This window comes from Streptomyces aureus (genome assembly GCF_001418135.1).
Lineage (GTDB): Bacteria > Actinomycetota > Actinomycetes > Streptomycetales > Streptomycetaceae > Streptomyces > Streptomyces aureus_A.
In genome coordinates this window covers 1-26,126 of the sequence record NZ_LIPQ01000489.1, presented here as the reverse complement: position 1 = coordinate 26,126, position 26,126 = coordinate 1, and the positions used below count along the sequence as shown (strand labels likewise).

Below are 26,126 nucleotides of genomic sequence, written 5' to 3'. Positions count from 1 at the left end.
ACGTGTCGTAGACGGGCAGCCCGGTCGCCGGGTCGTCGTACCGCCCCTCCGAACCGCCCGCCTGGGCGGTGCCCCGGAAGCCGTGCTCCGGGCCGAAGACGGCCACCAGGTCCACCCGCTCGTCGGCGTGCGTCACGTCGACGATGTGCCGGGCGTCCCGGGTGATGCCGGTCGGGTTGGTGACGATGCCGACGCGCTCCCCGGCGAGCAGCGCGTACCCGTCGTCGGCGAGGCGCTCGAATCCGGTCCGTACGCGCGCGTGCCCGTGCGGCCGCCCCTGCGGCGACGTGGTGGGCGTGCCGGCGGCGGTGGGCGGGCCGGCCGAGGCGGTGGGCGCGCCGGCCGCCACCGCCCCGAGGGCGCCCCCGGCGGCCAGCAGACTTCGTCGCGACAGGCCCATGCGAAACCTCCTCGATCGCCGTCCCCGGCCGGGGCGCGTGACATGGGCACGCACGCTAGCGGTCCTGATCGCCCACGGGAACGAGGCGTGCGGTCGACACTCTTCCGTCTTTCCATACCGACTGGTTAGTCTGTCCGCGTCATCACCGGTCGTCACAGGTCACCGGTCGTCACAGGTCATCGGACGTCAGGTCACCGGACGTCACAGGTCACCCGGCGTCAGGTCACCGGACGTCACAGGTCGTCGAGCGGAGAGGTGGGTCCATGAGCGAGGGCACGAACCAGGTCCAGGGCGCCGGAGTCGTCGTCACGGGAGCGGGCGGCGGCATCGGTGCCGCCCTCGCGCGCCGGTTCGCGGCCGAGGGGGCCCGGGTCGTCGTCAACGACCTCGACCCCGTCCGCACCAAGGCGGTCGCCGAGGAGATCGGCGCCTTCGCCGTCCCCGGTGACGCCTCCGCCGTCGTCGACGAGGCCCGCGAGGCCCTCGGCGGCACCGTCGACATCTGGTGCGCCAACGCCGGCCTCTCCTCGCCCGGCGACGCCTTCGCCGACGAGGACGTCTGGGCCGCCGCCTGGGACGTCAACGTCATGGCCCACGTCCGCGCGGCCCGCGCCCTGCTTCCCGACTGGCTGGAGCGCGGCAGCGGTCGCTTCGTCTCCACGGTCTCCGCCGCCGGGCTGCTCACCATGATCGGCGCGGCACCGTACAGCGTCTCCAAGCACGGTGCGTACGCCTTCGCCGAATGGCTCTCCCTCACCTACCGGCACCGCGGCCTCGCCGTCCACGCCATCTGCCCGCAGGGCGTCCGTACGGACATGCTCACGGCCGCCGGAACGGCCGGCGACCTCGTCCTCGCCCCCACCGCCATCGAGCCCGAGGACGTCGCCGACGCCCTCCTCGACGCGATCTCCGCCGACCGCTTCCTCGTCCTGCCGCACCCCGAGGTGGCCGGTTACTACCGCAACCGCGCCACCGATCCGGAGCGCTGGCTCGGCACCATGAACCACGTCCAGCAGACCTGGGAGACGGGCACGCGCTAGCCGGGCCCGATCGGATGCGAAGATCTACCGGCGGGAACGCGTTCCCCTGACCGAAAAACACCATCGAGAACGACCACCGAGAACGACCACCAAGGAAGGCGGCGGAGCATGGCCAGGACGACGGACGGGAGCGGCACACCCGTCCCCCAGAGGCTCCTCGCCGCCGCCACCCGGCTCTTCGCGGAGCAGGGGTACGACCGCACCTCCGTCCAGGAGATCGTCGAGGCCGCCGGGGTCACCAAGGGTGCGCTCTACCACTACTTCGGCTCCAAGGAGGACCTCCTCCAGGAGGTCTACTCCCGCGTCCTGCGCCTCCAGCAGGAGCGCCTCGACGCCTTCGCGGACGCCGACGCGCCCATCGAGGACCGGCTGCGCGACGCCGCCGCCGACGTCGTCGTCACCACCATCGAGAACCTCGACGACGCCGCCATCTTCTTCCGCTCCATGCACCACCTCAGCCCGGAGAAGAACAAGCAGGTCAGGTCGGAGCGGCGGCGCTACCACGAGCGGTTCCGCGCCCTGATCGAGGAGGGGCAGCGCGCCGGGGTGTTCTCCTCGGCGACCCCCGCCGACCTGGTCGTCGACTACCACTTCGGCTCGGTGCACCACCTCTCCACCTGGTACCGCCCGGACGGCCCGCTCACCCCCGAGCAGGTCGCCGGCCACCTCGCCGACCTCCTGCTCCGGGCGCTGCGGCCCTGAGGCCCGTACACCCGGAACCGTGCCGGGCGGCGCGGCGACCGGCACGGATCTGTCTCCGTCCCCTGTGCGGGCCCGCGAAGGCCTGCGGGTACTTCTGAGGCCTTTTACAGGTACTTCTTCAGCTCCCGGCGCGCCAGCGACCGCTGGTGCACCTCGTCCGGGCCGTCCGCGAGCTTCAGCGTCCGCGCCGCCGCCCACAGTTCGGCCAGCGGGAAGTCCTGCGAGACCCCGCCCGCCCCGTGCGCCTGCACGGCCTTGTCGATGATGTCGACCACCGCGCGCGGGGTCGCGATCTTGATGGCCTGGATCTCGGTGTGCGCGCCCCGGTTGCCGACGGTGTCCATGAGCCAGGCCGTCTTGAGGACGAGGAGCCGCAGCTGCTCGATCTGCACCCGGGCGTCCGCGATCCAGTTCTGCACGACGCCCTGCTGGGCCAGCGTCTTGCCGAAGGCGGTACGGGTGACCGCCCGGCGGCACATCAGCTCGACGGCCCGCTCGGCCATGCCGATGAGCCGCATGCAGTGGTGGATGCGGCCGGGGCCGAGCCGCGCCTGCGCGATGGCGAAGCCGCCGCCCTCCTCGCCGATGAGGTGCGAGGCGGGGACGCGGACGTCGTCGAAGATCACCTCGGCGTGGCCGCCGTGGTAGTGGTCCTCGTACCCGTAGACCTGCATCGCGCGCCGCACCTCCACGCCGGGGGTGTCGCGCGGCACGAGGATCATCGACTGCTGACGGCGGGGGTCGGCCCCGTCGGGGTCGGTCTTGCCCATCACGATGAAGATCTTGCAGTCGGGGTTCATGGCCCCGGAGATGTACCACTTGCGGCCGTCGACGACGTAGCAGTCGCCGTCCCGCCGGATGCGGGTCTCGATGTTCGTCGCGTCGGAGGAGGCGACCTCCGGCTCCGTCATCGCGAACGCCGAGCGGATCTCGCCCGTGAGGAGCGGCTCCAGCCACTGCTTCTTCTGCGCCTCGTCGCCGAACTGGGCGAGCAGTTCCATGTTCCCGGTGTCCGGGGCGGCGCAGTTGAGGGCGGTCGGGGCCAGCTGCGGGCTGCGGCCGGTGATCTCGGCGAGCGGCGCGTACTGGAGGTTCGTCAGCCCGGCACCGTACTCCGCGTCCGGCAGGAAGAGGTTCCAGAGGCCCTGCCGCTTGGCCTCGGCCTTCAGATCCTCGACGACCGGCGGGGTGTCCCACGGCGAGGCGAGCAGGGCGCGCTGCTCCTCGGCCGTCCGCTCGGCCGGGTACACGTGCTCGTCCATGAAGGCGAGGAGCTTCTCGCGGAGTTCCTCGGTGCGCGCGTCGTAGGCGAAGTCCATGGCGGTTCAGCCCTCCTGAAGGGTGGTCAGGCCGTGCTCGATGAAGACGGGGACGAGTTCGCCGATGCGGTCGAAGCCCGCGCCGACGGTCTGCCCGAGGGTCCAGCGGTAGTGGATGCCCTCCAGGATCACGGCGAGCTTGAACCAGGCGAAGGCGGTGTACCAGGCGAGGGCGGAGGTGTCGCGGCCCGAGCGGGCGGCGTAGCGCTCGACCAGTTCGGCGGCGGTCGGGTGCCCGGGGGCCGTGGCGGTGGTGGAGATGGGGGAGTCGGGCAGGTCGAGCGGCGTGCTGTACATGACGAGCAGGCCGAGGTCGGTCAGCGGGTCGCCGAGGGTCGACATCTCCCAGTCGAGGACGGCCCGGATGCGGTCGTCCCCGTCGACGAGGACGTTGTCGAGGCGGTAGTCGCCGTGGATCACGGTGGGAGCGGGCGAGACGGGCAGCGCGCGGCCGAGGGCGGCGTGCAGCTCTTCGATCCCGGGAAGTTCACGGCCGCGCGAGGCGTCGAGCTGCTTGCCCCACCGGCGCAGCTGCCGGTCGAGGAAGCCCTCGGGGCGCCCGAAGTCGGCGAGCCCGACGGCAGCCGGGTCCACGGCGTGCAGATCGACGAGGGTGTCGACCAGGCCGAGGACGGCGGCGCGGGTGCGCTCGGGGCCGAGCGGGGCGAGTTCCGCAGCCGAGCGGTACGGCGTCCCCTCGACGAACTCCATGACGTAGAACGGCGCCCCGAGCACGGAGTCGTCCTCGCAGAGCAGCAGCGTCTCCGGCACGGGCACGTCCGTGGTGTGCAGGGCGCTGATGACCCGGTGCTCGCGCCGCATGTCGTGGGCTGTGGCGAGGACGTGGCCGAGCGGCGGCCGGCGGACGACCCAGCGACCGGTGCCGTCGGTCACGACGTACGTCAGGTTCGACCGGCCGCCTTCGATCAGCCGGGCTTCGAGGGGGCCGGACACCAGGCCGGGGCGCTCGCGGTCGAGGAAGCGGCGCAGCTGCTCGGGGTCGAGGCCTGGCGGCGGGGCGGAACTCATACGTGCGTACCTCCGGATCGGCTTCGGTCGGCGTTCATGATGACCGACCAGTCGGTATGTCGTCCAGAGGGGCGTCGTGAAACAGTCCTGCGCCCTCTGGTCACCGATCCCATCCATGAATAGGGTTCACATGTGGATGCGAAGCTGATCGTCGACGAAGTCCGGTTGACCCCGATCCTCATCTCCGACCCGCCTCTCCTCAACGTCCAGGGGGTTCACCAGCCGTACACGCCCCGCCTCGTGGTCGAGGTGATCACCCGGGGTGGCGTGAGCGGCCTGGGGGAGACGTACGGCGACGGCGTCTATCTGGACCTGGCCCGCCCGCTGGCCGAGGCGCTCCCGGGGCGGTCGGTCACGGATGTGAATGCTCTCTTCGCGATTGCGGAGGCCACCGATCCGGGCCCCGGCTCGGGCCCCGGCTCGGGCTCCGGCTCGGGCTCTGGCTCCGGCTCCGGCTCCGGCTCGGGCTCTGGCTCCGGCTCGGGCCACGGAGCCGACAACGGAGCCGGAGCCGGAGCCGACGACGGAGCCGCCCCCGGAGGAGGCGTCGACGCGGGCGGTCTGCGCGGTGTCCGTACTGCCGAGAAACTCCGCCTCTCCGTCGTCTCCGCCTTCGAGACCGCGTGCCTCGACGCCCTGGGCAAGACCCTCGGCCTGCCCGTCCACGCCCTCCTCGGCGGCAAGGTCCGCGACTCCGTCGAGTACAGCGCCTACCTCTTCTACCGCTGGGCCACCCATCCCGCCGGCGGCCCCGTCGACGACTGGGGCGCGGCCCTCGACCCCGCCGGCATCGTCGCCCAGGCGCGCCGCTTCGACCGCGCGTACGGCTTCCGGTCCTTCAAGCTCAAGGGCGGGGTGTTCGCACCGGAGCAGGAGATCGCCGCGATCCGCGCGCTCGCGGAGGAGTTCCCTGGCCGTCCGCTCCGCCTCGACCCCAACGGCGCCTGGTCCGTGGAGACCTCCCTCTCCGTCGCGCGCGAACTCAAGGACGCGCTGGAGTACTTGGAGGACCCGGCGAGCGGCACCGACGCGATGGCCGAGATCTCCGCCGGCACCGAGGTCCCGCTCGCCACCAACATGTGCGTGACCACCTTCCAGGAGGTCCCGGAGGCCTTCGCGAAGGGGGCGGTACGGATCGTCCTCTGCGACCACCACTACTGGGGCGCCCTCGGGCGCACCCGCGAACTCGCCGCGCTCTGCCGGACGTACGGCGTCGGGCTCTCCATGCACTCCAACACCCACCTGGGCATCAGCCTCGCCGCCATGACCCAGGTCGCCGCCACCCTCCCCGAACTCCACCACGCCTGCGACACCCACTACCCGTGGCAGACCGAGGACGTCGTCACCACCCGCCCCGTCTTCCGGGACGGGCGGCTCACCGTCTCCGACGCGCCCGGTCTCGGCGTCGACCTCGACCGGGACGCGCTCGCCGCCCTGCACCGCCGCTGGCTCGACGACGACGGCACCCTGCGGAACCGCGACGACGCGGCGGCGATGCGAGCGGCGGACCCGGAGTGGCGGACCCCGGGGGTCCCGCGCTGGTGACGCGCCACACGCGCGTGCCCCAGGCCGGCCCACGCGCGCGTGCCCCCGGCCCTGGGCACGCGCGTACCCGGTCGCCGACCTGCCCGTCCCCCCCCGCCGCCCGCCAAGGGCTACGCGTGACAGGCCACCGGCACCCCGCCGTTCATCGCCGCCATGTCGCCGAAGACCGCCACCGGGTCGAGCGGCGACGCCTCCGGCAGGCCGGCCAGCTCGGCGTAGGCCCGGTGCAGGTTGGCGACCAGGCGCTCGCTCTCCCGCCACGCCGCGAACTCGCCGAGCTCCGCCCGCCGCGCCGTCTCCAGGGGCGTCTCCCCCTTGGCGTACCCCTCCGCCGCGATCTCCCGCACCCAGCGCAGATACCGCTCGGTCGCGTCGTACGCCGAGGGGTCGGTCACCCGGCCGTGCCCCGGGACCACCGTCGGCGCGTCGAGCGAGCGCAGCAGGTCGAGCGCCCGCAGCGACCCGGCCAGCGAACCCATCGGCAGGAACGGCGTCCCGCCGTGGAAGACCAGGTCACCGGTGAAGACGATGCCCTGCTCGGGGAGGTGCACGATCGAGTCGCCCGTGGTGTGCGCGGGCCCCGGGTGGAGCACCCGCACCTCGATCCCGCCGACGTACAGCGTCATGCGTTCGCGGTACGTGACGGACGGGGCCACGATGTCGATCTTCCCGAAGTCGGTCTGCGGCCACAGCAGATGGAGCTGGTGCCCGGCCGCGAGCTGCTCGCTCCGGCAGTTCTCGTGGCCGACGATCCGCGCCTCCGGCAGGAACACCCCGTTGCCGTAGGTGTGGTCGCCGTGGTGGTGGGTGGAGACGATCGTCCCCGGCAGGGGGAGACCCGCCGCGAGGACCGCCTCCCGCAGCAGCCGCGCCCGGCGTTCGGTGGCGGCGGTGTCGACGAGCAGCGTCTCGCGCGCGTCGCCGAGGAAGCCGGCGTTGTTCAGGCACCAGCCGCCGTCGGGCTGGAGGAAGGCGTGGACGTTCGGCGCGAGCGTGACCACGTGGGGAGCGTAGGCGTCGTAGGAGTCGGTGGCAGACACAGGGATTCCCCCGGTTGAGAGGCGTGAGAGCCCGATCGGACAGGGAAGAGTCTCCCCGGCTTGCGGGCCGACAGCGCTGCATCGAGGGTCGGACTATGAAGGCGATCAGCTACCGCCAGTACGGCGGCCCCGAGGTCCTGGAGTACGGCGAGCTGCCCGACCCCAAGATCGGCCCCGACGCGGTGCTGGTCAGGGTGCGGGCCGCCGCGGTCAATCCGGTCGACTGGAAGTGCCAGGCCGGCTACCTCGACGGGATGATGGACGCGGTCTTCCCCGTGATTCCCGGCTGGGACGTCTCCGGCGTCGTCGTGCGGCCCGGGGTCTCCGTCCCCGAGTTCGCCGAGGGCGACGAGGTCATGGGCTACGTCCGCGAGGACTTCCTCTCCCGGGGCACGTTCGCGGAGTACGTCGCCGCCCCCGCCCGTACCCTCGCCCGCAAGCCGCGCTCGGTCGGCTTCGAGGAGTCCGCCGCCCTGCCGCTCGTCGGTCTCACCGCCTACCAGGCGCTCCACCAGCCCCTCGCGGTCGGACCCGGCGACACCGTCCTCGTGCACGCGGCGGCCGGCGGCGTCGGCTCCATGGGCGTGCAGATCGCCCGCCACCTCGGCTGTCGGGTCATCGGCGCGGCGCGGGAGGCCGGCCTCGAACGGGTCGCGGAGCTCGGCGCCGAACCGGTCGTCTACGACGAGGCGACCTTCGCCGACCAGGTCCGCACCCTCGCCCCGCAGGGCGTCGACGCCGTCCTCGACACCATCGGCGGACCGTTCCTGCGGATCTCCGCCGGGCTTCTCGCGGCCGGCGGCCGGCTCGCCTCCATCGCCGACGGCGAGGTCCTCGCCCTCGGCGGCCGCTACTTCTGGGTCCGCCCCGATCCGGTCGACCTCGCGGCCCTCGCGGACCTGGTCGACGAAGGAGTGCTCTCCGTACGGGTGGCCAGGACGTTCCCCCTGGAACAGGCGGCGGACGCACAGCGCGCCAACGCCGCGGGCGGCCTGAACGGCAAGGTCGTCGTCACCGTCCCCTGAACCGGTCCCTGAACCGGTCCCTGAACCGGTCCCTGAACCGGTCCCCGTACCGGTCCCCGAACCGGTCCCCGTACCGGTCCCCGAACCGGTCCCGGGCGGCGCTCGGGCCGGCGGTTCACCAGATCATCGCCGCCCCGAAGACGGCGAGCGCGATCGTGCAGCAGGCCGCGAGCAGCGCGCCCCGGTGGGAGAGAGGCTGCGGCCTGGCCGGGCTCAGGGAGCGGATCCGGCGGTGGGCGACAGCCAGGAAGCCGATCCACACGAGCGCCGACAGCGCGAGCCCGGTGATCCCCACGGCGGTGATCTCGTCGCTCACGGCGAGCTTGACGGCGAGCACCGCGACCACGGTGCACGACAGGGTCGTCCGCCGCCACGCGAGCCGGGTCCGCTCCGGCTGGAGCCCGGGATCACGCGCGTCGATCCCGGAGGCGGCCTCCGTCACCGCCCCGCCCAGCCGAAGAGCACGACCACCACCATCGCGACCGCCACCACCGCCACGACCAGACTCAGCACCGCGGGGAAGCGGGACACCGGCAGATCCTCGCCGCGCCGCATGGCCCGCTCGCAGCGCACCCAGTGGTTCACCGCCCGCAGCGCGCACAGGGCCCCGGCCGCGAGCAGCGCGAGCGCGAGCCCGACCCGGACGCCCCAGCGCAGGTCCGGCAGGAACTGGTCGACGGCGAAACCGCCACCGACCAGGGCGAGCGCGGTCCGGATCCAGGCCAGGAAGGTCCGCTCGTTGGCGAGGGAGAACCGGTAGTCGGGGGTCTCTCCCTCGTCCCGGATCCGCTGCGGTGCGAACCACAGCCGCAGGCTCTGTACGAAATCGCTCACACGCGCACCCTAACGTTCGCCTGATCAGCCGGCCGGGCGCACCTCGCCGCCCCCGTGCTCCCGCAGCCGCTCGTACGCCGCGAGCCCGTCCGGCACCCAGGCCCAGTCACCGAGCCGCGCCGCCAGTTCCTCCTCCGTCATGAAGGAGTGCCAGGCGACCTCCTCCACCTGCGGGTTCACCGGCATTTCGCAGCGCACCTCGTAGACGGCCGACCACCATGCGCCGGCCCCGCCCGCGGAGTCGTACAAGAACGTCAGGACGGGCTCGGGCCGGGGCAGGCCCCGCACCCCGAGCTCCTCCTCGGCCTCGCGCAGCGCGGCCTGGTCGTAGGACTCGCCCGCACCGACGACCCCGCCGACGAACATGTCGTACATCGAGGGGAAGACCAGCTTGGTCGGCGTCCTGCGGTGCACGAAGATCCGGCCCTCGGCGTCCCGGACCCGGATGAAGACGCAGCGATGGATCAGGCCCCGCGCGTACACCTCACCGCGCGGGGCCTGTCCGATCACCCGGTCGTGCTCGTCGACGACATCGAGAATCTCTTCAGCGGCGCTCATCCCGCCATCCAAGCAAACGGCCGGGGCCGCGGGTCACTGCCCCATCACGTACTTGACCGTCGGCCCGGTGGTCCAGCCGCCGTCCACCGCCAGCTCCGCGCCCGTCACGTACGAGGCGGCGTCCGACAGCAGGAAGACGACCGCGCCGGCGATCTCGTCGGCCTCGCCGACCCGGCCCATCGGCGTGTTCGGGTACTTGCCCTCGCCGCGCTCGATGCCCACGGAGGCCGTCATCGGGGTGTACGTCATGCCCGGGTGGACCGAGTTGACGCGGATCCCCGCCGTGCCGAGCTCCACCGCGCCGATCTTCGTCAGCCCGCGCACGCCCCACTTGGAGGCGCCGTAACCGGCGGTCAGCGCCAGGCCCATCAGGCCCGCCGCCGAGGAGATGTTGACGATGGAGCCGCCGCCGGCCGCCTTCATCGCCGGTATCGCGGCCTTCATGCCGATGAAGACACCGGTCAGGTTGACGTCGAGGACCTTGCGGAAGTGCTCGACGGACTCGGTCTCCAGGAACGCGCCCGTGGAGATGCCCGCGTTGTTCACCAGGCCGTGCAGCCCGCCGAACTCCGCCACGGCGTACGCGACGGCCCCCGCCCACTCCTCCTCGGAGGTCACGTCGTGGTGGAAGTACCGCGCCCGCTCGCCGAGCGCCTCGGCGGTCGCCCCGCCCTCCTCGTCGAGCACGTCGGTGACGACGACGTTCGCGCCGGCCGCGACCGCCTGCCGGGCGGCCTCCGCGCCCAGGCCGCGGGCGCCGCCGGTGATGAGGACGGTCCTGCCGGTGAGGTCGTTCATGAAAGGTCCTTTCGGGGGAGGTGCGCCTGCTCCGGCTGTGCGGCGCGCAGCAGGGCGGTGGTGGTCTCGACCAGGTCGGCGAGGAAGAGCGCCTCACCGGTGAGGGGTTCGGCGCCGTCGAGGTACTGCCGGGCCCGGTCCGCCATCGCCGCGCCCACCACGGTCAGCGCCAGGTCGAGGCGCTCCAGGAGCAGGGCCTCGGGCAGCCCGTCGGCGGCGAGCCGGTCCGCGATCCGCTCGATCAGACGCCAGTAGCCGGTGCCGGCGAGCGTGGGATGGGGGGTCCGGGTGCGCACACCGCTCTCGTGGCTGAGCTGCGCGGAGATCCGCAGGCAGCGGCGGCCCCGGTCGGTGCGCAGCTCACTGGCCTCGGCCGTGACGAGGGCGCCGACCAGGGCGCGCGTCTCCTCGGGGGCGGCCGCGAGCAGCGGGGCGAGCACGTCCTCCGTACGGGCCTGGCGGCCGGCCATCACGGCGTCGAGCAGCCCGGCGCGCGAGCCGAAGTGGTACTGCACGGCGGAGGGGTTCGCCTGTCCCGCGCGGCTCACGATGTCCCGCAGCTGCGCGCCGTGGACGCCTTGGGCGGCGAAGAGCTCCTCCGCCGCGCGGATCAGTCTGTCCCGGGTCTCGGGCCCCGATGTCCTTGCCATGCATTCATATTAATGCCCAGCATTAGAAAACGGGGGGAGGTGTGAGTCACGGTGGAACGACGAAAAGGTTGACTCGATACATCCGTGTATCCAAGATGCGGTCCATGTCCTATGACGCAGATGTGATCGTGATCGGGGCGGGCCTCGCCGGCCTCGTCGCCACCGCCGAGCTGGTCGACGCCGGCCGCACCGTGATCCTCCTCGACCAGGAACCCGAACAGTCCCTCGGCGGCCAGGCCCACTGGTCCTTCGGTGGCCTCTTCCTCGTCGACTCGCCCGAGCAGCGCAGGATGCGCGTCAAGGACAGCCACGCCCTGGCTCTCCAGGACTGGTACGGAACCGCCGGCTTCGACCGGACCGAGGACCACTGGCCGAGGAAGTGGGCCGACGCGTACGTCGACTTCGCCGCCGGCGAGAAGCGTTCCTGGCTCCACGCCCGCGGGGTGCGGTTCTTCCCCGTCGTCGGCTGGGCCGAGCGCGGCGGCTACGACGCCAACGGCCACGGCAACTCCGTCCCCCGCTTCCACATCACCTGGGGTACGGGCCCCGGCCTCGTCGCCCCCTTCGAGCGGAAGGTCCGCGAGGGCGTCGCCCGCGGCCTCGTCAAGCTCCGCTTCCGCCACCGGGTCACCGCCCTCGGCCGCACCGCCGGAGCCGTCGACACCGTCACCGGCGAGATCCTGGAACCCTCCACCGCCGAGCGCGGCACCGCGAGCACCCGTACGGCCACCGGCGCCTTCGAACTGCGCGCCCAGGCGGTGATCGTCACCTCCGGCGGTATCGGCGGCAACCACGAGCTCGTCCGCGCCCAGTGGCCCGAGCGCCTGGGCACCCCGCCCGCCAAGCTGCTCTCCGGCGTCCCCGCCCACGTCGACGGCCTGATGCTCGGCATCGCCGAGAAGGCCGGCGCCCACCACATCAACCGCGACCGGATGTGGCACTACACCGAGGGCATCGAGAACTGGAACCCCATCTGGGCCAGGCACGGCATCCGCATCCTCCCCGGACCGTCCTCGCTGTGGCTGGACGCGACCGGCAAGCGGCTCCCCGTCCCGCTCTTCCCCGGCTTCGACACCCTCGGCACCCTCGAACACATCATGCGGACCGGCCACGACCACACCTGGTTCGTCCTCGACAAGCGGATCATCGGCAAGGAGTTCGCCCTCTCCGGCTCCGAACAGAACCCCGACCTCACCGGCAAGTCGATCCGCGACGTCATCGGCCGCGCCCGCGCGGACGTCCCCGGCCCGGTCCAGGCGTTCATGGACAAGGGCGTCGACTTCGTCGTCGAGAACGACCTCTCGGCCCTCGTCCGGGGCATGAACGCGCTCACCGACGAGCCCCTCATCGACGAGGAGGCCCTCCACCGGGAGATCACCGCCCGCGACCGCGAGATCGCCAACCCCTTCACCAAGGACCTCCAGGTCACGGCTGTCCGCGGCGCCCGCAGGTACCTGGGCGACAAGCTGATCCGCACGGCGGGCCCGCACCGCATCCTCGACCCCGAGGCGGGCCCGCTGATCGCCGTCCGCCTCAACATCCTGACCCGCAAGTCCCTCGGCGGCCTGGAGACCGACCTCGACTCCCGCGTCCTCACGGAGAGCGGCGAACCCCTGGAGGGCGTGTACGCGGCGGGCGAGGCGGCCGGCTTCGGCGGCGGCGGAGTCCACGGCTACCGCTCCCTGGAGGGCACCTTCCTCGGCGGCTGCATCTTCTCGGGCCGCGCGGCGGGCAGGGCGGCGGCCAGGGCGGTGAGCTGACGGGGGCTCCTGCCGGGGCCTCGTCGCCCTCCGCACCGTCCGCGCCGCTCAGCCCTGCTGAATCAACTCCACCACCCTGAACCGCTCCACCACCACCATCGTCGCGTCGTCCACCACGAATCCGGGGTCCCCCAACCCCTCCCGCATCTCCGCGCTGTGCCAGAAGCGCTCGTGCGCCTCGCGCCAGTCCGCGACCGACAGGAAGCCCTCGCCCTCGTCGAGTGCGAGCCGCAGGTCCGCCCTGCCCAGGGGCAGGACCTCGACCTCCGTGATCTCCACGACCGCCACCTCGCGACCGTCCGAGTCGATGAGCGCCGACCGCTCGCCCGCCTCCGGCAGTTCCTCGTTCTCGACCTCGTACTCCACGAGGAGCCCCGTCGTGGCGACCTTCTCGCCGGAGAGGACCGCCGCGACGAGCCGGTCCCGCAGGGGTCCCGGGAAGGCGAGGAGGAAGGGCTTGAGCGCGTGAGGGCCGGTCATGGCCGACAGTCTGTCAGCCATGACCGGCCCTCGGCGCCGTGCCGGCAGCGCCGGGCTACAACACCAGCGACAGCAGCAGCACGAACCCGATGCCCACGACCGAGATGATCGTCTCCATCACCGACCAGGTCTTGACCGTCTGGCCGACGGTCATCCCGAAGTACTCCTTCACCAGCCAGAACCCGGCGTCGTTGACGTGGCTGAAGAAGAGCGAACCCGCGCCGATCGCCAGGACGAGCAGCGCCGTCTCGCTCGTCGACATGCCCTCCGCCAGCGGAGCCACGAGGCCCGCCGCCGAGATCGTCGCCACCGTCGCGGAGCCCGTCGCCAGCCGGATCGCGACGGCGATCAGCCAGGCGAGCAGCAGCGCCGGGATGGACCAGTTCTCGGAGAACTCCAGGATCATCTGGCCGACGCCGATGTCGATCAGGGTCTGCTTGAAGCCGCCGCCCGCGCCGACGATCAGCAGGACGCCCGCGATCGGGGCGAGGGACTTCTCGACGGTCGTGGACAGCCGCTCCTTGGTGAAGCCGGCCGCGCGTCCCAGGGTGAACATGCCGACGATGACGGCAGCCAGCAGCGCGATCAGCGGCGAGCCGATGACGTCGGTGACCTTCTGGACGCCGTTCTCCGGGTCGTCCACGACGATGTCGACGAGCGCCTTCACCAGCATGAGGACGACGGGCAGCATCACGGTCGCGACGGTGATGCCGAAGCCGGGTCGCTTCTCCAGGTCCTCGGAGGGACGCACCGGGATCATGTTCTCGGGGGCCGGGATGTCGACCCACCGCGCCGCGTACCGGGAGAACACCGGACCGGCGATGATCACGGTCGGTATCGCGACGACGAGACCGAGGGCCAGGGTCACGCCCAGGTTGGCGCCGACCGCGTCGATCGCGACGAGCGGGCCGGGGTGCGGCGGGATGAGGCCGTGCATCACGGACAGTCCGGCGAGGGCCGGGATGCCGATCCGCATCAGGGAGTAGTTGCCGCGCTTGGCGACGAGCAGCACCACCGGGATCAGCAGCACGATGCCGACCTCGAAGAAGAGCGGCAGGCCGATCACCGAGGCGATCAGGACCATGGCCCAGGGCATCGCCCGGCCGCTCGCCTTCGCCAGGATGGTGTCGACGATCTGGTCGGCGCCGCCCGAGTCGGCGAGCAGCTTGCCGAGGATCGCGCCGAGGGCGATCAGGACGCCCACGCCGGCGACGGTGTTGCCGAGGCCGGTGGTGAACGACTTGACGGTGTCCGCGAGCGGCGCACCGGCGAACGCGCCGAGGGCGAGTGACCCGATGGTCAGCGCGAGGAAAGCGTGCAGCTTGAACTTGGTGATGAGCACGACGATGACGGCGATGCCGGCGAGTACGGCGATGCCGAGCTGGGCGTTGCCTGCCGAGGTGATCGGTTCGGCGGCGTCCGCTGCCAGGATCTCGACGCTGAGACTGGGCACGGTGGTGTCCTTCGTACGAGCGGGGGGAACGGGGGACGGGGATCAGCCGGCGAGGCCGCGCAGCGCGGCGGCGGCCCGGGCGGAGATCTCCTCGGGGGTGCCGGTGACGTCGACGGCGACGCCGGCCTCGTCCTCCTGCAGCGGCTGCAGGGTGGCGAACTGGGAGTCGAGGAGCGCCGTCGGCATGAAGTGGCCCTTGCGGGCCCTCATGCGCTGCTCGATCAGCTCCCGGTCACCGGTCAGATGAAGGAAGACCACACCGGGGGCCGCGGCGCGGAGCCGGTCCCGGTAGCTGCGCTTCAGCGCGGAGCTGCTCACCACACCGCCGAGCCCGGCCCGGTCGTGCGCCCAGGCGCCGATGGCGTCGAGCCAGGGTTCGCGGTCGCTGTCGTCCAGGGGGGTGCCGGCCGACATCTTGGCCACGTTCGCCGCCGGGTGGAAGTCGTCGCCCTCGGCGTAGGGGAGGCCGAGGGCTTCGGCGACCAGCGGGCCGATCGTGGTCTTGCCGGTGCCGGCGACGCCCATCACGACGACGACTGCCCTCGTCCTGGGCTGGGGGGTGGTGCTCATGGGTGGTGCCTCGCTGTCTTCTTCGACATCGATCCGTCGCGCCCATGAAACCCATTGGGTACGACGTATTCAAGAGCCTGTGACGTAAAAGTAGTACTTTTAATTCCCGAGGTGATCACCCGCACGAGCGCGCATAGGCTTGCCACCATGACGACACCGGCCCAGGGGCTTCACTCGCACGTCCTCGCCACCCTGGGTCTCGCGATCACCGCGGGGGAGTACCCGCCCGGCACCGTGCTGCGCACCGACGAGCTCGCCCAGCGCTTCGACGTGTCCAGGACCGTGGTCCGGGAGGTCGTCCGCGTCCTGGAGTCCATGCACCTCGTCGAGTCCCGCCGCCGCGTCGGCGTGACCGTCCTCCCCACCGCGAGCTGGAACGTGTACGACCCCCAGGTCATCCGCTGGCGCCTGGCCGGCGCCGACCGCCCCCGCCAGCTCCGCTCGCTCACCGTGCTCCGCTCGGCCGTCGAGCCCGTCGCCGCCGGCCTGGCCGCCGAGAACGCCACCCCCGAGCAGTGCCGCGAACTCACCGAGCACGCCCTCGGCATGGTCGCCACCTCCCGCGGCCGGCGCCTGGAGGAGTACCTCGTCCACGACATCGCCTTCCACCGCGTCGTGCTCAACGCCTCCGGGAACGAGATGTTCGCCCGCCTCGGCGACGTCGTCGCCGAGGTCCTCACCGGCCGCACCCACCACCACGTGATGTTCGAGGACCCCGACCCGGCCGCCGTCACCCTCCACGTCCAGGTCGCCGAGGCCGTACGGGAACGGGACGCGGCCCGCGCCGAGGAGCTCACCCGCCAGATCGCGGTCGGCGCCCTCCAGGAACTGGACGTCCTCGCTCCGTAAGTTCCCGTACAGGCGCCGTCAAGCTCTGAACTAGCTCAAATACGGGCGTTCAGTGATATGCGCCACAGTCATTTACGGCTCCTTGCCGTGAGGATGTGCGCTGGCCGTGCCGGGGTGACCCCCCACCAGGCACGGCCGGGTACCGCACAGCCCCCTCACGAAGGCGAACAACTCCATGAGTGACCGCGTCACCGCGGCCGACCCGCTGTCCGCCGCCACGGCGAACCCGGCCGCCCCCCACGTCGACGCCGGCGACGCCGGATACCGCAAGGACCTCAAGTCCCGCCACATCAACATGATCGCCATCGGCGGCGCGATCGGCACCGGCCTCTTCCTGGGCGCCGGTGGCCGGATGTCCCAGGCGGGCCCCTCCCTCTTCATCGCGTACGCGGTCTGTGGCGTCTTCGCCTTCTTCGTCGTGCGGGCCCTCGGCGAGCTCGTGCTCTACCGCCCCTCGTCCGGCGCCTTCGTCTCCTACGCCCGTGAGTTCATGGGCGAGAAGGGCGCCTACACGGCCGGCTGGCTGTACTTCCTCAACTGGTCGACCACCGCCGTGGCCGACATCACCGCGGCCGCGACCTACGCCCACTTCTGGTCGATGTTCAGCGACGTCCCGCAGTGGATCCTCGCGCTGATCGCCCTCGCGGTCGTCCTCGCCGCCAACCTCATCTCCGTGAAGTACTTCGGCGAGATGGAGTTCTGGTTCGCGATCATCAAGGTCGGCGCCCTCGTCGCCTTCATGCTGATCGGCATCTTCCTCGTCGTGACCTCGCACGACGTCGGCGGCAGCACCCCCGGCCTCGCCAACATCACCGACAACGGCGGCATCTTCCCCAACGGCATGATGCCGATGCTGCTGCTCATCCAGGGCGTCGTCTTCGCCTACGCCTCCGTCGAGCTGTGCGGCGTCGCCGCCGGCGAGACCGAGAACCCCGAGAAGATCATGCCGAAGGCGATCAACTCGATCATGTGGCGCGTGGGCCTCTTCTACGTCGGCTCCGTGGTCCTGCTCGCGCTGATCCTCCCGTACACCGCGTACTCCGGCGACCAGAGCCCCTTCGTCACCGTCTTCGACAAGCTGGGCATCCCCGGCGCCGCCGGAGTGATGAACCTGGTCGTCCTCACGGCCGCGCTCTCCAGCCTCAACTCGGGCCTGTACTCCACCGGCCGCATCCTGCGCTCCATGTCGCTCTCCGGCTCCGCGCCGAAGTTCACCGGCGTCATGAACAAGGGCGGCGTCCCCTACGGCGGCATCCTGCTCACCGCCGCCTTCGGCGTCATGGGTGTCGCGCTCAACTACGTGATGCCCGGCGAGGCCTTCGAACTGGTCCTCAACTTCGCCTCCATCGGCATCATCGGCACCTGGGCCATGATCATGGTCTGCTCGCTCCTGTTCTGGCGCAGCGCCCAGGAGGGCAAGCTGACCCGCCCCGGCTACAACCTGCCCTGGGCCCCGTACACCCAGATCGTGACCATCGTCTTCCTCGGCTCCGTCCTCGTCCTCATGTGGATGGACGGCGGCATCAGCCGCACCACCGTCAACTGCCTGCCGCTCATCGCGGCGGCCCTCGTCGGCGGCTGGTTCCTCGTCCGCAAGCGGGTCCGTACGACCGCCGCAGCGACCCGCGACTGACCTCCCCCCACGGGAACGGCGGGACCCCCGCAGGCACGGCCTGCGGGGGTCTCGCCTTTTGTCAGGAGATAGTGGTACGCAAGAGCCTTACAAGATCCGGTCGGAGGAAGGGAAGTTCGCGATGCCGCAGCACGTCCAGGGGGTCATCGCCCCCGGCAGGAACGAACCGGTACGGGTCGAGACGATCGTGATCCCCGACCCGGGCCCCGGTGAGGCCGTCGTGAAGATCCAGGCCTGTGGCGTCTGCCACACCGATCTCCACTACAAGCAGGGCGCGATCAACGACGAGTTCCCCTTCCTGCTCGGCCACGAGGCCGCCGGAATCGTCGAGTCCGTCGGCGAGGGCGTCACCGACGTCGAGCCAGGCGACTTCGTGATCCTCAACTGGCGCGCGGTGTGCGGCCAGTGCCGCGCCTGTCTGCGCGGCCGCCCCTGGTACTGCTTCGACACCCACAACGCCAAGCAGAGGATGACCCTGCTCGACGGCACGGAACTGTCCCCGGCCCTCGGCATCGGAGCCTTCGCCGAGAAGACCCTCGTCGCCTCCGGCCAGTGCACCAAGGTCGACCCCGCCGTCGCCCCCGAGGTCGCGGGCCTCCTCGGCTGCGGCGTGATGGCCGGCATCGGGGCCGCCATCAACACCGGAAACGTCGGCCGCGGCGACACCGTCGCCGTCATCGGCTGCGGCGGCGTCGGCGACGCGGCGATCGTCGGCTCCCGCCTCGCCGGAGCCGCGAAGATCATCGCCGTCGACATCGACGACCGGAAGCTGGAGACGGCGAGGACGATGGGCGCGACCCACACCGTCAACTCCCGCTCCACCGACCCCGTCGAAGCCGTCCGCGAGCTCACCGGCGGCTTCGGCGCCGACGTCGTCATCGAGGCCGTCGGCCGCCCCGAGACGTACCAGCAGGCCTTCTACGCCCGCGACCTCGCCGGCACCGTCGTCCTCGTCGGCGTCCCCACCCCCGAGATGAAGCTCGAACTCCCGCTCCTCGACGTCTTCGGCCGCGGCGGCGCGCTCAAGTCCTCCTGGTACGGCGACTGCCTGCCCTCCCGCGACTTCCCGATGCTCGTCGACCTGCACCAGCAGGGCCGCATCGACCTCGCCGCCTTCGTCACCGAGACCATCGGCCTCGGCGACGTCGAGAAGGCCTTCGGCCGCATGCACGAGGGCGACGTCCTGCGCTCGGTGGTGGTGTTCTGATGGCCGCCCGCATCGACCACCTCGTCACCTCCGGCACCTTCAGCCTCGACGGCGGCACCTGGGACGTCGACAACAACGTCTGGATCGTCGGAGACGACAGCGAGGCGATCGTCATCGACGCCGCCCACGACGCCGAGGCCATCCTCGCCGCCCTCGACGGCCGCGCCCTGCGCGCCATCGTCTGCACCCACGCCCACAACGACCACATCGACGCGGCCCCGGCGCTCGCGGCCGCCACCGGCGCCCGCATCCTGCTCCACCCCGCCGACCAGCCGTTGTGGAAGCAGACCCATCCCGGCCACAGCCCCGACGGCGAACTCGCCGACGGTCAGGTCCTCACCATCGCCGGCACCGACCTCACGGTCCTGCACACCCCCGGCCACGCCCCCGGCGGCATCTGCCTGTACGCCCCCGACCTGGGCACGGTCTTCACCGGCGACACCCTCTTCCAGGGCGGGCCCGGCGCCACCGGCCGGTCCTTCTCGGACTTCCCGACGATCGTCGACTCGATCCGCGAGAAGCTCCTCACCCTCCCGCCGGACACGGTGGTACGCACCGGCCACGGCGACAGCACCACGGTCGGCGCCGAGGCCCCGCACCTCCAGGAATGGATCAATCGAGGCCACTGAGAGCCAATCGGCTCTCGAAGCGCTTCGGCACACCCGTGAACGGGTCGGTGAACTCCAGCGTCCGCGCCAGCAGTTGCAGCGGACGCCGGAAGTCCTCCGGCCCGTCCTCACGGACCACCGGATAGATCGGATCGTGCAGGATCGGCAGCCCCAGCGCGTGCATGTGCACCCGCAGCTGATGCGTCCGCCCGGTCTCCGGCGCCAGCCGGTAGCGTCCGAGCCCGCCCCGCCGCTCCACGAGCGCGATCCGGCTCTCGCTGTTCGGCTCGCCCGGCACCTCCCGGGCGGCCATCACCCCGCGCTCCTTCTCGATCCTGCTCCGCACCGTCACCGGCAGCTCCACCACCGGGTCGTACGGTGCCACCGCCTCGTACTCCTTGCGCACCAGCCGGTCCCTGAACAGCGTCTGGTACGCCCCCCGGTCCTCCGGCCGTACGACACAGAGCACCAGGCCCGCCGTCAGCCGGTCGAGCCGGTGCGCGGGCTGCAGCGACGGCAGCCCCAGCTCCCGTCGCAGCCGCGCGAGCGCGGTCTCCGTGACATGCCGCCCCCGGGGCATCGTGGCGAGGAAGTGCGGCTTGTCCGCGACGACGATCCGCTCGTCCCGGTGGACCACCCCGATGGGGAACGGCACCGGCTCCTCCACGGGAAAGTCCCGGTGGAACCAGAGATACCGGCCCACGGTGTACGGATCGTCCCCGGCCACCGGCCCGTCGACCCCGACGAACCGGCCCTCACCGAGCATCTCCTCGACCCGCCCGGCCCCGACGGCCACCCCGTACCGGTCGAGCAGGTGCTCCCGTACGGTCGTCCAGACCCCGTCCGGGTCCTCCGGCAGCCGCAGCCGCACGGGATCGATCCCGTCCCGCTGCGGCAGCGGCGCGACCGGCGCCTTCGCTCTCCGTCTCACGGCTCCGCCTCGTGACTGCACATGCACGTACTCATGCCGAAAGTCCCGGTCGATGAGATCGACCGGGACTTCGTGTGGTGTCCGAGGGGGGACTTGAACCCCCACGCCCGATAAAGGGCACTAGCACCTCAAGCTAGCGCGTCTGCCATTCCGCCACCCGGACAAGGTGTCTGTCTTCCGGCCGCTGGGCCCTTCCGACGAGGAAAACCATAGCAAACATTCGGGGTGGCCGATCACCACCCCCGGTCGCCCCCGTCGTGTGACAGCCGCGTGTCGGCCGAGGGCCGCCCTTGGGCGGGGAGGGGGGCACACGGGAGGATGGGGCGAGGACCGAAGCAACCACGTGGGGCACGTAGTGGGAGGAAGCAGCGTGAGCGAGTCGAACACCGGCCGAAGCGGCAACGCCGAGACCGCCGAGAACGAGGTCGTGGACCTCTGTCGCGACCTCATCCGCATCGACACCAGCAACTACGGCGACCACTCCGGCCCGGGTGAGCGGGCGGCGGCGGAGTACATCGCCGAGAAGCTCGCGGAGGTCGGTCTCGAGCCGAAGGTCATCGAGTCGCACCAGGGGCGGGCCTCCACCGTCGCCCGCATCGAGGGCGAGGACCCGTCGCGGCCGGCCCTGCTCATCCACGGCCACACCGACGTCGTCCCGGCCAACGCCGAGGACTGGACCCACCACCCCTTCTCCGGGGAGATCGCCGACGGCTGCGTCTGGGGCCGCGGCGCCGTCGACATGAAGGACATGGACGCCATGACCCTCGCGGTCGTCCGGGACCGGCTGCGCAGCGGCCGCAAGCCCCCGCGCGACATCGTCCTCGCCTTTCTCGCCGACGAGGAGGCGGGCGGCACCTACGGCGCCCGGCACCTGGTCGACAAGCACCGGGACCTCTTCGACGGGGTCACCGAGGCCATCGGCGAGGTCGGCGGCTTCTCCTTCACCGTGAACGAGAACCTGCGGCTCTACCTGGTCGAGACCGCCCAGAAGGGCATGCACTGGATGCGGCTGACCGTCGAGGGCACGGCCGGCCACGGCTCGATGACCAACGACGACAACGCCATCACCGAGCTCTGCGAGGCCGTCGGCCGGCTCGGCCGCCACCAGTGGCCGGTGCGGGTCACCAAGACCGTCCGCTCGTTCCTGGACGAGCTCTCCGACGCGCTGGGCACCCCGCTCGACCCCGAGGACATGGACGGCACCCTCGCCAAGCTCGGCGGCATCGCCAAGATGGTCGGCGCCACCCTGCGGAACTCGGCCGCCCCGACCATGCTCGGCGCCGGCTACAAGGTGAACGTGATCCCCGGCCAGGCCACCGCGCACGTCGACGGCCGCTTCCTGCCCGGCTACGAGCAGGAGTTCCTCGCCGACCTCGACCGGATCCTCGGCCCGAACGTGAAGCGCGAGGACGTCCACGGAGACAAGGCCCTGGAGACCAGCTTCGACGGCGCCCTGGTCGACGCCATGCAGCTGGCGCTGCGCGCCGAGGACCCGATCGCCCGCGCCGTGCCGTACATGCTGTCCGGCGGCACCGACGCGAAGTCCTTCGACGACCTCGGCATCCGCTGCTTCGGCTTCGCCCCGCTCCAGCTGCCGCCGGAGCTCGACTTCGCCGGCATGTTCCACGGCGTGGACGAGCGGGTGCCGGTCGACGGCCTGAAGTTCGGCGCCCGTGTCCTGGACCGTTTCATCGACGCCTGCTGACGGCGATCGCGACGTCCGTGCACGTCGTGCGTCGAAATTCGTCCGCGCGTTTGCATGTGACCGGAAAGAGTGAATGAACTCTGGGGCTCGTAGCCCCCACCATTCCCCCTCGTTACAGGTGGTGCGGTCCGCGGCTGGGGCCGCATTTCCAACTAGGAGGAATAATGATCAAGAAGGTCGTCGCTGCTGCGGCTGCCACTGGCGGTCTGGTTCTCGCGGGCGCGGGCATGGCCGTTGCCGACTCGGGTGCCCAGGGTGCGGCCATCGGTTCCCCCGGTGTCCTCTCGGGCAACGTCGTCCAGGTGCCGGTTCACGTCCCCGTGAACGTGTGCGGCAACACGGTCTCCGTGATCGGGCTGCTGAACCCCGCCTTCGGCAACACCTGCGTCAACGCCTGACGTTGTGCCTCGCCCCGTGAGGGTGTGAGCCGGTCCGGCCCCGGAGTGCGTGCCATGCACTCCGGGGCCGGTGGCCATTTCCGCCCCGGGCCCTCCGCCCGGTGGCACTCTTTCGAAGCCGATCAGGCAGGGAACAAGCTATGCGACAGGTCACGCGCAAGGGTCTTGTCACCGTTGCGGCAGCCGGAGGCGTTTTCGCCGCCGTCGGCGGCGGTTATGCGCACGCCGATTCCGGTGCGAACGGTGCGGCCATGAATTCCCCGGGCGTCGCGTCCGGAAATTCCGTCCAGGTCCCGGTGCACGTGCCGGTGAACGCCTGCGGAAACACCGTCAACGTCGTCGGACTGCTCAATCCGGCGATGGGCAACAAGTGCGCCAACACCTCCAAGCCGGGTAAGCCCGGCAAGCCGGGCGGCGGTTCCTCCGCCGGCGGGCACACCAGCGACTCCCCGGGCGTCGGCTCCGGCAACACCGTCCAGGTGCCCGTCGACGTCCCGGTCAACGTGTGCGGCAACAGCGTCACGGGCATCGGCCTGGGCAACGCCGCCGCGGGCAACACCTGCGGCAACGGCATCGAGCCGACGCACCCCGGGAACCCGGGGAACCCGGGGAACCCGGGGAACCCTGGAAACCCCGGCAATCCGGGAAACCCCGGGAACCCCGGGAACCCTGGCAACCCGGGGAACCCCGGAAACCCTGGCAACCCGGGCAACCCTGGGAATCCTGGTAACCCCGGCAACCCCGGTACTCCTGGGACCCCCGGCACTCCGGGTACGCCCGGCAACCCCGGCACCCCGGGCAACCCGGGCAGTGAGGGTGGCCCGAACACCCCGGGTGAGCACAGCGTCACTCCGCCCCGTGCCGTCGAGGAGCTCGCCGAGACCGGCTCCGGTCCGCTCGGCGTGATCGTCCCCGCCGGGGCCGGTCTGCTGCTCGCCGGTTCGCTGATCTACCGCCGGTCCCGCAGCGCCGCCTGACCCGCGGCGCCGATCGAGACGCGCGGCGGGCCGATCCAGGCGCACCGCGCGGCGTACGACGCACCACGCACAGGGGCCCCGCAGACCGCGGGGCCCCTTCTCGTCGTCCTACCAGGTCGCTCGTACCTGGCGGATGATCCGCCGCTTCAGCCGCACTCTGCGGCTCCCGTCCCGGTGCAGGCTCAGACGGTCCAACTCCCAGTGTCCGTACTCGGCATGGTCGGTCAGCAGCCGCGTCGCCTCCTTGCGGGAGACACCGCGCGGCACGTACACGTCGACAAATTCGTATTCCGGCATCGCATCTATTGTGCGGGCACGGCCCGGCTACGGATAGCGTGCGTCCCATGTCTGATGCTGCGCAGCCCACCGCTGCCGAGGTACGTGCCGCCGCCGAGGCGGTCAAAGCCGCACTGGACCGTCACCTCACGGCGGTCGAACGCCGCACGGGTGACGACGACCCGGCCGTCTACGAAGCCTTCAACGCCCTCGCGGGGGCGGCCGAGGCGTACGACGAACTCCTCTACGACCGCTACGACGAGGTCACTCCCTTCGAGATCCCCGGAGCGGACGGTTCGCTGCCGCCGTACGCCGGACCCGACGAACCGCATGCGCTCAGCCTGCTGATCCGCCGCGACTACGCCGTGGCGGAACCGAAGCGTCTGCTCGCCCAGGCCCGCCGTATCGCCGAGATCGACGGCGAGGCGGACGCCACCGGTCCCGGCGCCCGGGCCGGAGTCTCGCCGCTCGCCGCGCTCGGTGTGCTCTTCGGCGAGTACGAACCGGACGAGATCGCCTCCCGGCACAAGGAGTTCGGCCTGGAGGAGGGCGACTCCACGCTCTGGGTCACCGCCGCCGAGGAGCTCCCGGAACCGGGGGAGTGGCTCAACGCCCCCTTCGAGCACGCCGATCCGGAGCGGATCGTCTGCCGCTTCGACGTCAGCTCCGTCTTCGACGAGGACGAGGACGAGGACGAGGACGGCGATGACGACGGCGACGAGGACGGGGCCGACGGCGCCGCCTCCTGAGGGCGACCCGGGGGAGCGCGAGACGCGGGGAGACGGCGGAGGGCCGGGACACCACGATCGGTGTCCCGGCCCTCCGCCGTTCCGTGCCCCGGCCCCTGTTCCCCGGGGCCTTGCTCCTCGGTTCCTACTCCTCGGGCACGGCGAGCAGCGCCTCCAGGAGCGGCCGCAGTCGCGTCGTACGCTCCGGGGCCACGCCCTCGGCCACCGCGCGGGGCAGCGCCTGGTCCACGCCGTGCACGACGGACAGATGCCGCTCCGCGCGGCCGAACGCCGTGTACACCCACGGCCTGCTCAGGCCCCCGGCGGCGTCGCCCGGCAGCACTACGACGACCGCGGGCCAGCGCAGCCCGGCCGCCTGGTGCGCGGTGAGAGCCCAGCCGTGCCGCAGCGCCGACTCCACGCGCTCCTTCGGTACGAGGAGCTCCTCGTCGCCGCACCGCAGCCGCAGCCCCTCGGCGTCGGCCGACAGGACCGTGCCCGGCACCGTCCGCCCCGGCACGGGCGCGTAGGCCACCCGGTCCCCGGGGTCGTAGCCGCCGAACCGGCCGGGACCCGGGTTCAGCCGCTGCTTGAGCGCGGCGTTCAACGCGCGCGTGCCGGCCGAGCCGCCGTGGCCGACCGTGACGACCTGCGTCTGCTCGGCCGGTACCCCGATCGCCCGCGGCACCGAGTCGGCCACCAGCTGGACGGTACGGTGCACGGCCTCGCCCGCGTCCCGCACGGGGACGATCACGATCTCCTTGCCGGGGGCCTCGACCTGGTTCAGCTCGCCGGCGCCGACGCCCGAGACCAGCTCGCCGAGCGGGCCCGGGTCGGGGACGCGCGAGGCGATCCGCGGGCACACCCGGGCCGCGAGGACGTCGCCGAAGACCTGGCCGGCACCCGGCGCGTCGAGCACCGCCGGGTCGCCGCTCAGCACCAGTCGGCAGCCGTCGGGCAGCGACTCCACGAGCATCGCCGCGGTCTCCACGTCCAGCTGCGGCGCGTCGAGCACCACGAGGAGGTCCAGGGCGAAGGCCCCCTCCTCGTCCCGGCCGGGCCCGGCCGCTCCGGAGAGCAGCGCGGCGACCGTCACCGCGTCCGCCCCGGTGGGGCCGAGCGCGCGCCGCCCACCGTCCGCGTGGACGGCGACCAGGGTGCGCAGCCCGCGCTCGCGGGCGGCTACGGCGAGGGCGACCGGCTCGGCGCGGGAGGCCTCGCCGCCCGTGTGCAGGACGAGGGCGTGCGCCCCGGCGGCCCGTTCGAGCTCGGAGCCCTCCCAGATGTCCGCCGTCGCCGTCTTGACCAGCCGGGCGAGGCCGTCCGCGAGGCTCTCCTCCGCGAGCGCGTACCGGTCCAGCCCGAGCAGCACCGGCGAGGCCGGCTCATCGGCGGCGGCCTCCGCGGCCTCCGGCGCCTCCTCGTCCTCTTCGGGCTCCTCCTCGGCCGTCTCCTCCTCCTGGAAGACGAGGACCGCGCCCGCGGACACCGCCTCCTCGACGGCCGACCCGGGATCGGGTACCGCGTGCCCGGCGAGTCCGGCGCGCACGGTGTCGATCTCCAGCGCCGTGTGTCCCTGGAGCGCGGCCCGCTCCAGGAGCCACACGGCGC

28 protein-coding genes and 1 tRNA gene are annotated in these 26,126 nt (G+C 71.9%); 13 read left to right on the top strand and 16 right to left on the bottom strand.

What is annotated here, in order from left to right:
* A partial coding sequence (locus AOK00_RS31940; protein ID WP_159041891.1) for an exo-beta-N-acetylmuramidase NamZ domain-containing protein occupies positions 1-400 on the bottom strand: 400 nt, incomplete at its 3' end.
* A gap of 263 nt (positions 401-663) precedes the next feature.
* On the opposite strand from AOK00_RS31940, the gene AOK00_RS31935 reads away from it, so the two are divergent.
* Positions 664-1,440 carry an SDR family oxidoreductase gene (locus tag AOK00_RS31935; protein ID WP_055603667.1) on the top strand — a complete coding sequence of 259 codons (777 nt, stop codon included), beginning with the start codon at positions 664-666 and terminating at the stop codon, positions 1,438-1,440.
* A gap of 108 nt (positions 1,441-1,548) precedes the next feature.
* A complete protein-coding gene (locus tag AOK00_RS31930; protein ID WP_055603666.1) occupies positions 1,549-2,142 on the top strand; it encodes a TetR/AcrR family transcriptional regulator in 594 nt (197 codons plus the stop codon).
* Between the two features lie 104 nt (positions 2,143-2,246).
* Here AOK00_RS31930 and AOK00_RS31925 read toward each other — a convergent pair whose 3' ends face one another.
* Together AOK00_RS31925 and AOK00_RS31920 are read right to left on the bottom strand one after the other, a co-directional pair.
* Positions 2,247-3,461: an acyl-CoA dehydrogenase family protein gene (locus AOK00_RS31925; RefSeq protein WP_055603665.1), complete on the bottom strand. Its 1,215-nt coding sequence runs from the start codon at positions 3,459-3,461 to the stop codon at positions 2,247-2,249.
* A 6-nt stretch (positions 3,462-3,467) separates the two neighbouring features.
* The gene (locus AOK00_RS31920; RefSeq protein ID WP_055603664.1) at positions 3,468-4,490 is read right to left on the bottom strand and encodes a phosphotransferase; all 1,023 of its coding nucleotides are present in this window, start codon (positions 4,488-4,490) and stop codon (positions 3,468-3,470) included.
* A 132-nt stretch (positions 4,491-4,622) separates the two neighbouring features.
* On the opposite strand from AOK00_RS31920, the gene AOK00_RS31915 reads away from it, so the two are divergent.
* Complete coding sequence (locus AOK00_RS31915) at positions 4,623-6,035, top strand: enolase C-terminal domain-like protein (RefSeq protein WP_055603663.1); 1,413 nt, start codon at positions 4,623-4,625, stop codon at positions 6,033-6,035.
* A gap of 110 nt (positions 6,036-6,145) precedes the next feature.
* On the opposite strand, the gene AOK00_RS31910 is transcribed toward AOK00_RS31915, so the two are convergent.
* The gene (locus AOK00_RS31910) at positions 6,146-7,075 is read right to left on the bottom strand and encodes an MBL fold metallo-hydrolase (RefSeq protein WP_055603662.1); all 930 of its coding nucleotides are present in this window, start codon (positions 7,073-7,075) and stop codon (positions 6,146-6,148) included.
* Positions 7,076-7,170: 95 nt separating this feature from the next.
* Here AOK00_RS31910 and AOK00_RS31905 point away from each other — a divergent pair, with 95 nt between their 5' ends.
* Complete coding sequence (locus tag AOK00_RS31905) at positions 7,171-8,100, top strand: NADP-dependent oxidoreductase (RefSeq protein WP_055603661.1); 930 nt, start codon at positions 7,171-7,173, stop codon at positions 8,098-8,100.
* A 115-nt stretch (positions 8,101-8,215) separates the two neighbouring features.
* Here AOK00_RS31905 and AOK00_RS31900 read toward each other — a convergent pair whose 3' ends face one another.
* The 5 genes from AOK00_RS31900 to AOK00_RS31880 are packed head-to-tail and all read right to left on the bottom strand — an operon-like array spanning position 8,216 to position 10,940.
* A complete protein-coding gene (locus tag AOK00_RS31900; protein ID WP_055603660.1) occupies positions 8,216-8,542 on the bottom strand; it encodes a DUF202 domain-containing protein in 327 nt (108 codons plus the stop codon).
* On the bottom strand, positions 8,539-8,934 hold the full coding sequence (locus AOK00_RS31895) for a YidH family protein (protein WP_055603659.1): 396 nt from the start codon (positions 8,932-8,934) through the stop codon (positions 8,539-8,541). The genes AOK00_RS31900 and AOK00_RS31895 overlap by 4 nt, the downstream gene beginning before the upstream one ends.
* Before the next feature lie 24 nt (positions 8,935-8,958).
* Positions 8,959-9,492: an NUDIX hydrolase gene (locus tag AOK00_RS31890; RefSeq protein WP_055603658.1), complete on the bottom strand. Its 534-nt coding sequence runs from the start codon at positions 9,490-9,492 to the stop codon at positions 8,959-8,961.
* A gap of 33 nt (positions 9,493-9,525) precedes the next feature.
* On the bottom strand, positions 9,526-10,290 hold the full coding sequence (locus AOK00_RS31885) for a glucose 1-dehydrogenase (protein WP_055603657.1): 765 nt from the start codon (positions 10,288-10,290) through the stop codon (positions 9,526-9,528).
* Positions 10,287-10,940 (bottom strand): TetR/AcrR family transcriptional regulator, encoded by a 654-nt coding sequence (locus AOK00_RS31880; protein ID WP_055603656.1) that lies wholly within the window; start codon positions 10,938-10,940, stop codon positions 10,287-10,289. The genes AOK00_RS31885 and AOK00_RS31880 overlap by 4 nt, the downstream gene beginning before the upstream one ends.
* Before the next feature lie 104 nt (positions 10,941-11,044).
* On the opposite strand from AOK00_RS31880, the gene AOK00_RS31875 reads away from it, so the two are divergent.
* Complete coding sequence (locus AOK00_RS31875; RefSeq protein ID WP_055603669.1) at positions 11,045-12,700, top strand: FAD-binding dehydrogenase; 1,656 nt, start codon at positions 11,045-11,047, stop codon at positions 12,698-12,700.
* 48 nt (positions 12,701-12,748) lie between these two features.
* Here AOK00_RS31875 and AOK00_RS31870 read toward each other — a convergent pair whose 3' ends face one another.
* From AOK00_RS31870 to AOK00_RS31860, 3 genes are read right to left on the bottom strand one after another with little or no spacing between them, the layout of a single operon-like run.
* Positions 12,749-13,180 carry an ASCH domain-containing protein gene (locus AOK00_RS31870; RefSeq protein ID WP_055603668.1) on the bottom strand — a complete coding sequence of 144 codons (432 nt, stop codon included), beginning with the start codon at positions 13,178-13,180 and terminating at the stop codon, positions 12,749-12,751.
* Positions 13,181-13,235: 55 nt separating this feature from the next.
* Positions 13,236-14,633, bottom strand: coding sequence for a GntT/GntP/DsdX family permease (locus tag AOK00_RS31865; RefSeq protein ID WP_055603655.1), 1,398 nt, complete (start codon positions 14,631-14,633; stop codon positions 13,236-13,238).
* 42 nt (positions 14,634-14,675) lie between these two features.
* Entirely contained in the window at positions 14,676-15,203 is a 528-nt protein-coding gene (locus tag AOK00_RS31860; protein ID WP_055603654.1) for a gluconokinase, read from the bottom strand.
* 147 nt (positions 15,204-15,350) lie between these two features.
* Between AOK00_RS31860 and AOK00_RS31855 the strand changes: the two genes are divergently transcribed.
* The 4 genes from AOK00_RS31855 to AOK00_RS31840 all read left to right on the top strand — a co-directional run bounded on the left by AOK00_RS31855 (position 15,351) and on the right by AOK00_RS31840 (position 19,521).
* Positions 15,351-16,052: a FadR/GntR family transcriptional regulator gene (locus AOK00_RS31855; RefSeq protein WP_055603653.1), complete on the top strand. Its 702-nt coding sequence runs from the start codon at positions 15,351-15,353 to the stop codon at positions 16,050-16,052.
* A gap of 175 nt (positions 16,053-16,227) precedes the next feature.
* A complete protein-coding gene (locus tag AOK00_RS31850) occupies positions 16,228-17,685 on the top strand; it encodes an amino acid permease (RefSeq protein WP_055603652.1) in 1,458 nt (485 codons plus the stop codon).
* Positions 17,686-17,806: 121 nt separating this feature from the next.
* Positions 17,807-18,892: an S-(hydroxymethyl)mycothiol dehydrogenase gene (locus AOK00_RS31845; protein ID WP_055603651.1), complete on the top strand. Its 1,086-nt coding sequence runs from the start codon at positions 17,807-17,809 to the stop codon at positions 18,890-18,892.
* Positions 18,892-19,521 carry an MBL fold metallo-hydrolase gene (locus AOK00_RS31840; RefSeq protein WP_055603650.1) on the top strand — a complete coding sequence of 210 codons (630 nt, stop codon included), beginning with the start codon at positions 18,892-18,894 and terminating at the stop codon, positions 19,519-19,521. Before AOK00_RS31845 ends, AOK00_RS31840 begins: the two co-directional genes overlap by 1 nt.
* Here the strand turns inward: AOK00_RS31840 and AOK00_RS31835 are convergent.
* On the bottom strand, positions 19,505-20,431 hold the full coding sequence (locus AOK00_RS31835) for a pseudouridine synthase (RefSeq protein ID WP_055603649.1): 927 nt from the start codon (positions 20,429-20,431) through the stop codon (positions 19,505-19,507). The genes AOK00_RS31840 and AOK00_RS31835 overlap by 17 nt on opposite strands.
* Before the next feature lie 75 nt (positions 20,432-20,506).
* Positions 20,507-20,594: transfer RNA gene (locus AOK00_RS31830), tRNA-Leu, on the bottom strand.
* Positions 20,595-20,801: 207 nt separating this feature from the next.
* Between AOK00_RS31830 and AOK00_RS31825 the strand changes: the two genes are divergently transcribed.
* The 3 genes from AOK00_RS31825 to AOK00_RS31815 all read left to right on the top strand — a co-directional run bounded on the left by AOK00_RS31825 (position 20,802) and on the right by AOK00_RS31815 (position 23,511).
* A complete protein-coding gene (locus AOK00_RS31825; protein ID WP_030315923.1) occupies positions 20,802-22,136 on the top strand; it encodes a M20/M25/M40 family metallo-hydrolase in 1,335 nt (444 codons plus the stop codon).
* A gap of 164 nt (positions 22,137-22,300) precedes the next feature.
* Complete coding sequence (chpH, locus tag AOK00_RS31820) at positions 22,301-22,534, top strand: chaplin ChpH (RefSeq protein ID WP_030315925.1); 234 nt, start codon at positions 22,301-22,303, stop codon at positions 22,532-22,534.
* A gap of 140 nt (positions 22,535-22,674) precedes the next feature.
* Positions 22,675-23,511 carry a chaplin gene (locus AOK00_RS31815; RefSeq protein WP_055603648.1) on the top strand — a complete coding sequence of 279 codons (837 nt, stop codon included), beginning with the start codon at positions 22,675-22,677 and terminating at the stop codon, positions 23,509-23,511.
* 108 nt (positions 23,512-23,619) lie between these two features.
* Here the strand turns inward: AOK00_RS31815 and AOK00_RS31810 are convergent, their stop codons facing one another.
* Positions 23,620-23,808: a DUF5703 family protein gene (locus tag AOK00_RS31810; protein WP_015032473.1), complete on the bottom strand. Its 189-nt coding sequence runs from the start codon at positions 23,806-23,808 to the stop codon at positions 23,620-23,622.
* 47 nt (positions 23,809-23,855) lie between these two features.
* On the opposite strand from AOK00_RS31810, the gene AOK00_RS31805 reads away from it, so the two are divergent.
* Positions 23,856-24,536, top strand: coding sequence for a hypothetical protein (locus AOK00_RS31805; RefSeq protein ID WP_055603647.1), 681 nt, complete (start codon positions 23,856-23,858; stop codon positions 24,534-24,536).
* Between the two features lie 124 nt (positions 24,537-24,660).
* On the opposite strand, the gene AOK00_RS31800 is transcribed toward AOK00_RS31805, so the two are convergent.
* Positions 24,661-26,126 (bottom strand): ATP-binding domain-containing protein (locus AOK00_RS31800; protein WP_159041890.1); only part of this gene is annotated, 1,466 nt, incomplete at its 5' end.

Excerpts from the sequence above, each read along its gene's own strand:
- AOK00_RS31880 (WP_055603656.1), bottom strand. The coding sequence starts at position 10,940 with ATGGCAAGGACATCGGGGCCCGAGACCCGGGACAGACTGATCCGCGCG.
- AOK00_RS31815 (WP_055603648.1), top strand. The coding sequence starts at position 22,675 with ATGCGACAGGTCACGCGCAAGGGTCTTGTCACCGTTGCGGCAGCCGGA.
- AOK00_RS31890 (WP_055603658.1), bottom strand. The coding sequence starts at position 9,492 with ATGAGCGCCGCTGAAGAGATTCTCGATGTCGTCGACGAGCACGACCGG.
- chpH (WP_030315925.1), top strand. The coding sequence starts at position 22,301 with ATGATCAAGAAGGTCGTCGCTGCTGCGGCTGCCACTGGCGGTCTGGTT.
- AOK00_RS31850 (WP_055603652.1), top strand. The coding sequence starts at position 16,228 with ATGAGTGACCGCGTCACCGCGGCCGACCCGCTGTCCGCCGCCACGGCG.
- AOK00_RS31875 (WP_055603669.1), top strand. The coding sequence starts at position 11,045 with ATGTCCTATGACGCAGATGTGATCGTGATCGGGGCGGGCCTCGCCGGC.
- AOK00_RS31845 (WP_055603651.1), top strand. The coding sequence starts at position 17,807 with ATGCCGCAGCACGTCCAGGGGGTCATCGCCCCCGGCAGGAACGAACCG.
- AOK00_RS31840 (WP_055603650.1), top strand. The coding sequence starts at position 18,892 with ATGGCCGCCCGCATCGACCACCTCGTCACCTCCGGCACCTTCAGCCTC.
- AOK00_RS31885 (WP_055603657.1), bottom strand. The coding sequence starts at position 10,290 with ATGAACGACCTCACCGGCAGGACCGTCCTCATCACCGGCGGCGCCCGC.
- AOK00_RS31930 (WP_055603666.1), top strand. The coding sequence starts at position 1,549 with ATGGCCAGGACGACGGACGGGAGCGGCACACCCGTCCCCCAGAGGCTC.
- AOK00_RS31805 (WP_055603647.1), top strand. The coding sequence starts at position 23,856 with ATGTCTGATGCTGCGCAGCCCACCGCTGCCGAGGTACGTGCCGCCGCC.
- AOK00_RS31870 (WP_055603668.1), bottom strand. The coding sequence starts at position 13,180 with ATGACCGGCCCTCACGCGCTCAAGCCCTTCCTCCTCGCCTTCCCGGGA.
- AOK00_RS31860 (WP_055603654.1), bottom strand. The coding sequence starts at position 15,203 with ATGAGCACCACCCCCCAGCCCAGGACGAGGGCAGTCGTCGTCGTGATG.
- AOK00_RS31920 (WP_055603664.1), bottom strand. The coding sequence starts at position 4,490 with ATGAGTTCCGCCCCGCCGCCAGGCCTCGACCCCGAGCAGCTGCGCCGC.
- AOK00_RS31935 (WP_055603667.1), top strand. The coding sequence starts at position 664 with ATGAGCGAGGGCACGAACCAGGTCCAGGGCGCCGGAGTCGTCGTCACG.
- AOK00_RS31855 (WP_055603653.1), top strand. The coding sequence starts at position 15,351 with ATGACGACACCGGCCCAGGGGCTTCACTCGCACGTCCTCGCCACCCTG.
- AOK00_RS31810 (WP_015032473.1), bottom strand. The coding sequence starts at position 23,808 with ATGCCGGAATACGAATTTGTCGACGTGTACGTGCCGCGCGGTGTCTCC.
- AOK00_RS31905 (WP_055603661.1), top strand. The coding sequence starts at position 7,171 with ATGAAGGCGATCAGCTACCGCCAGTACGGCGGCCCCGAGGTCCTGGAG.
- AOK00_RS31925 (WP_055603665.1), bottom strand. The coding sequence starts at position 3,461 with ATGGACTTCGCCTACGACGCGCGCACCGAGGAACTCCGCGAGAAGCTC.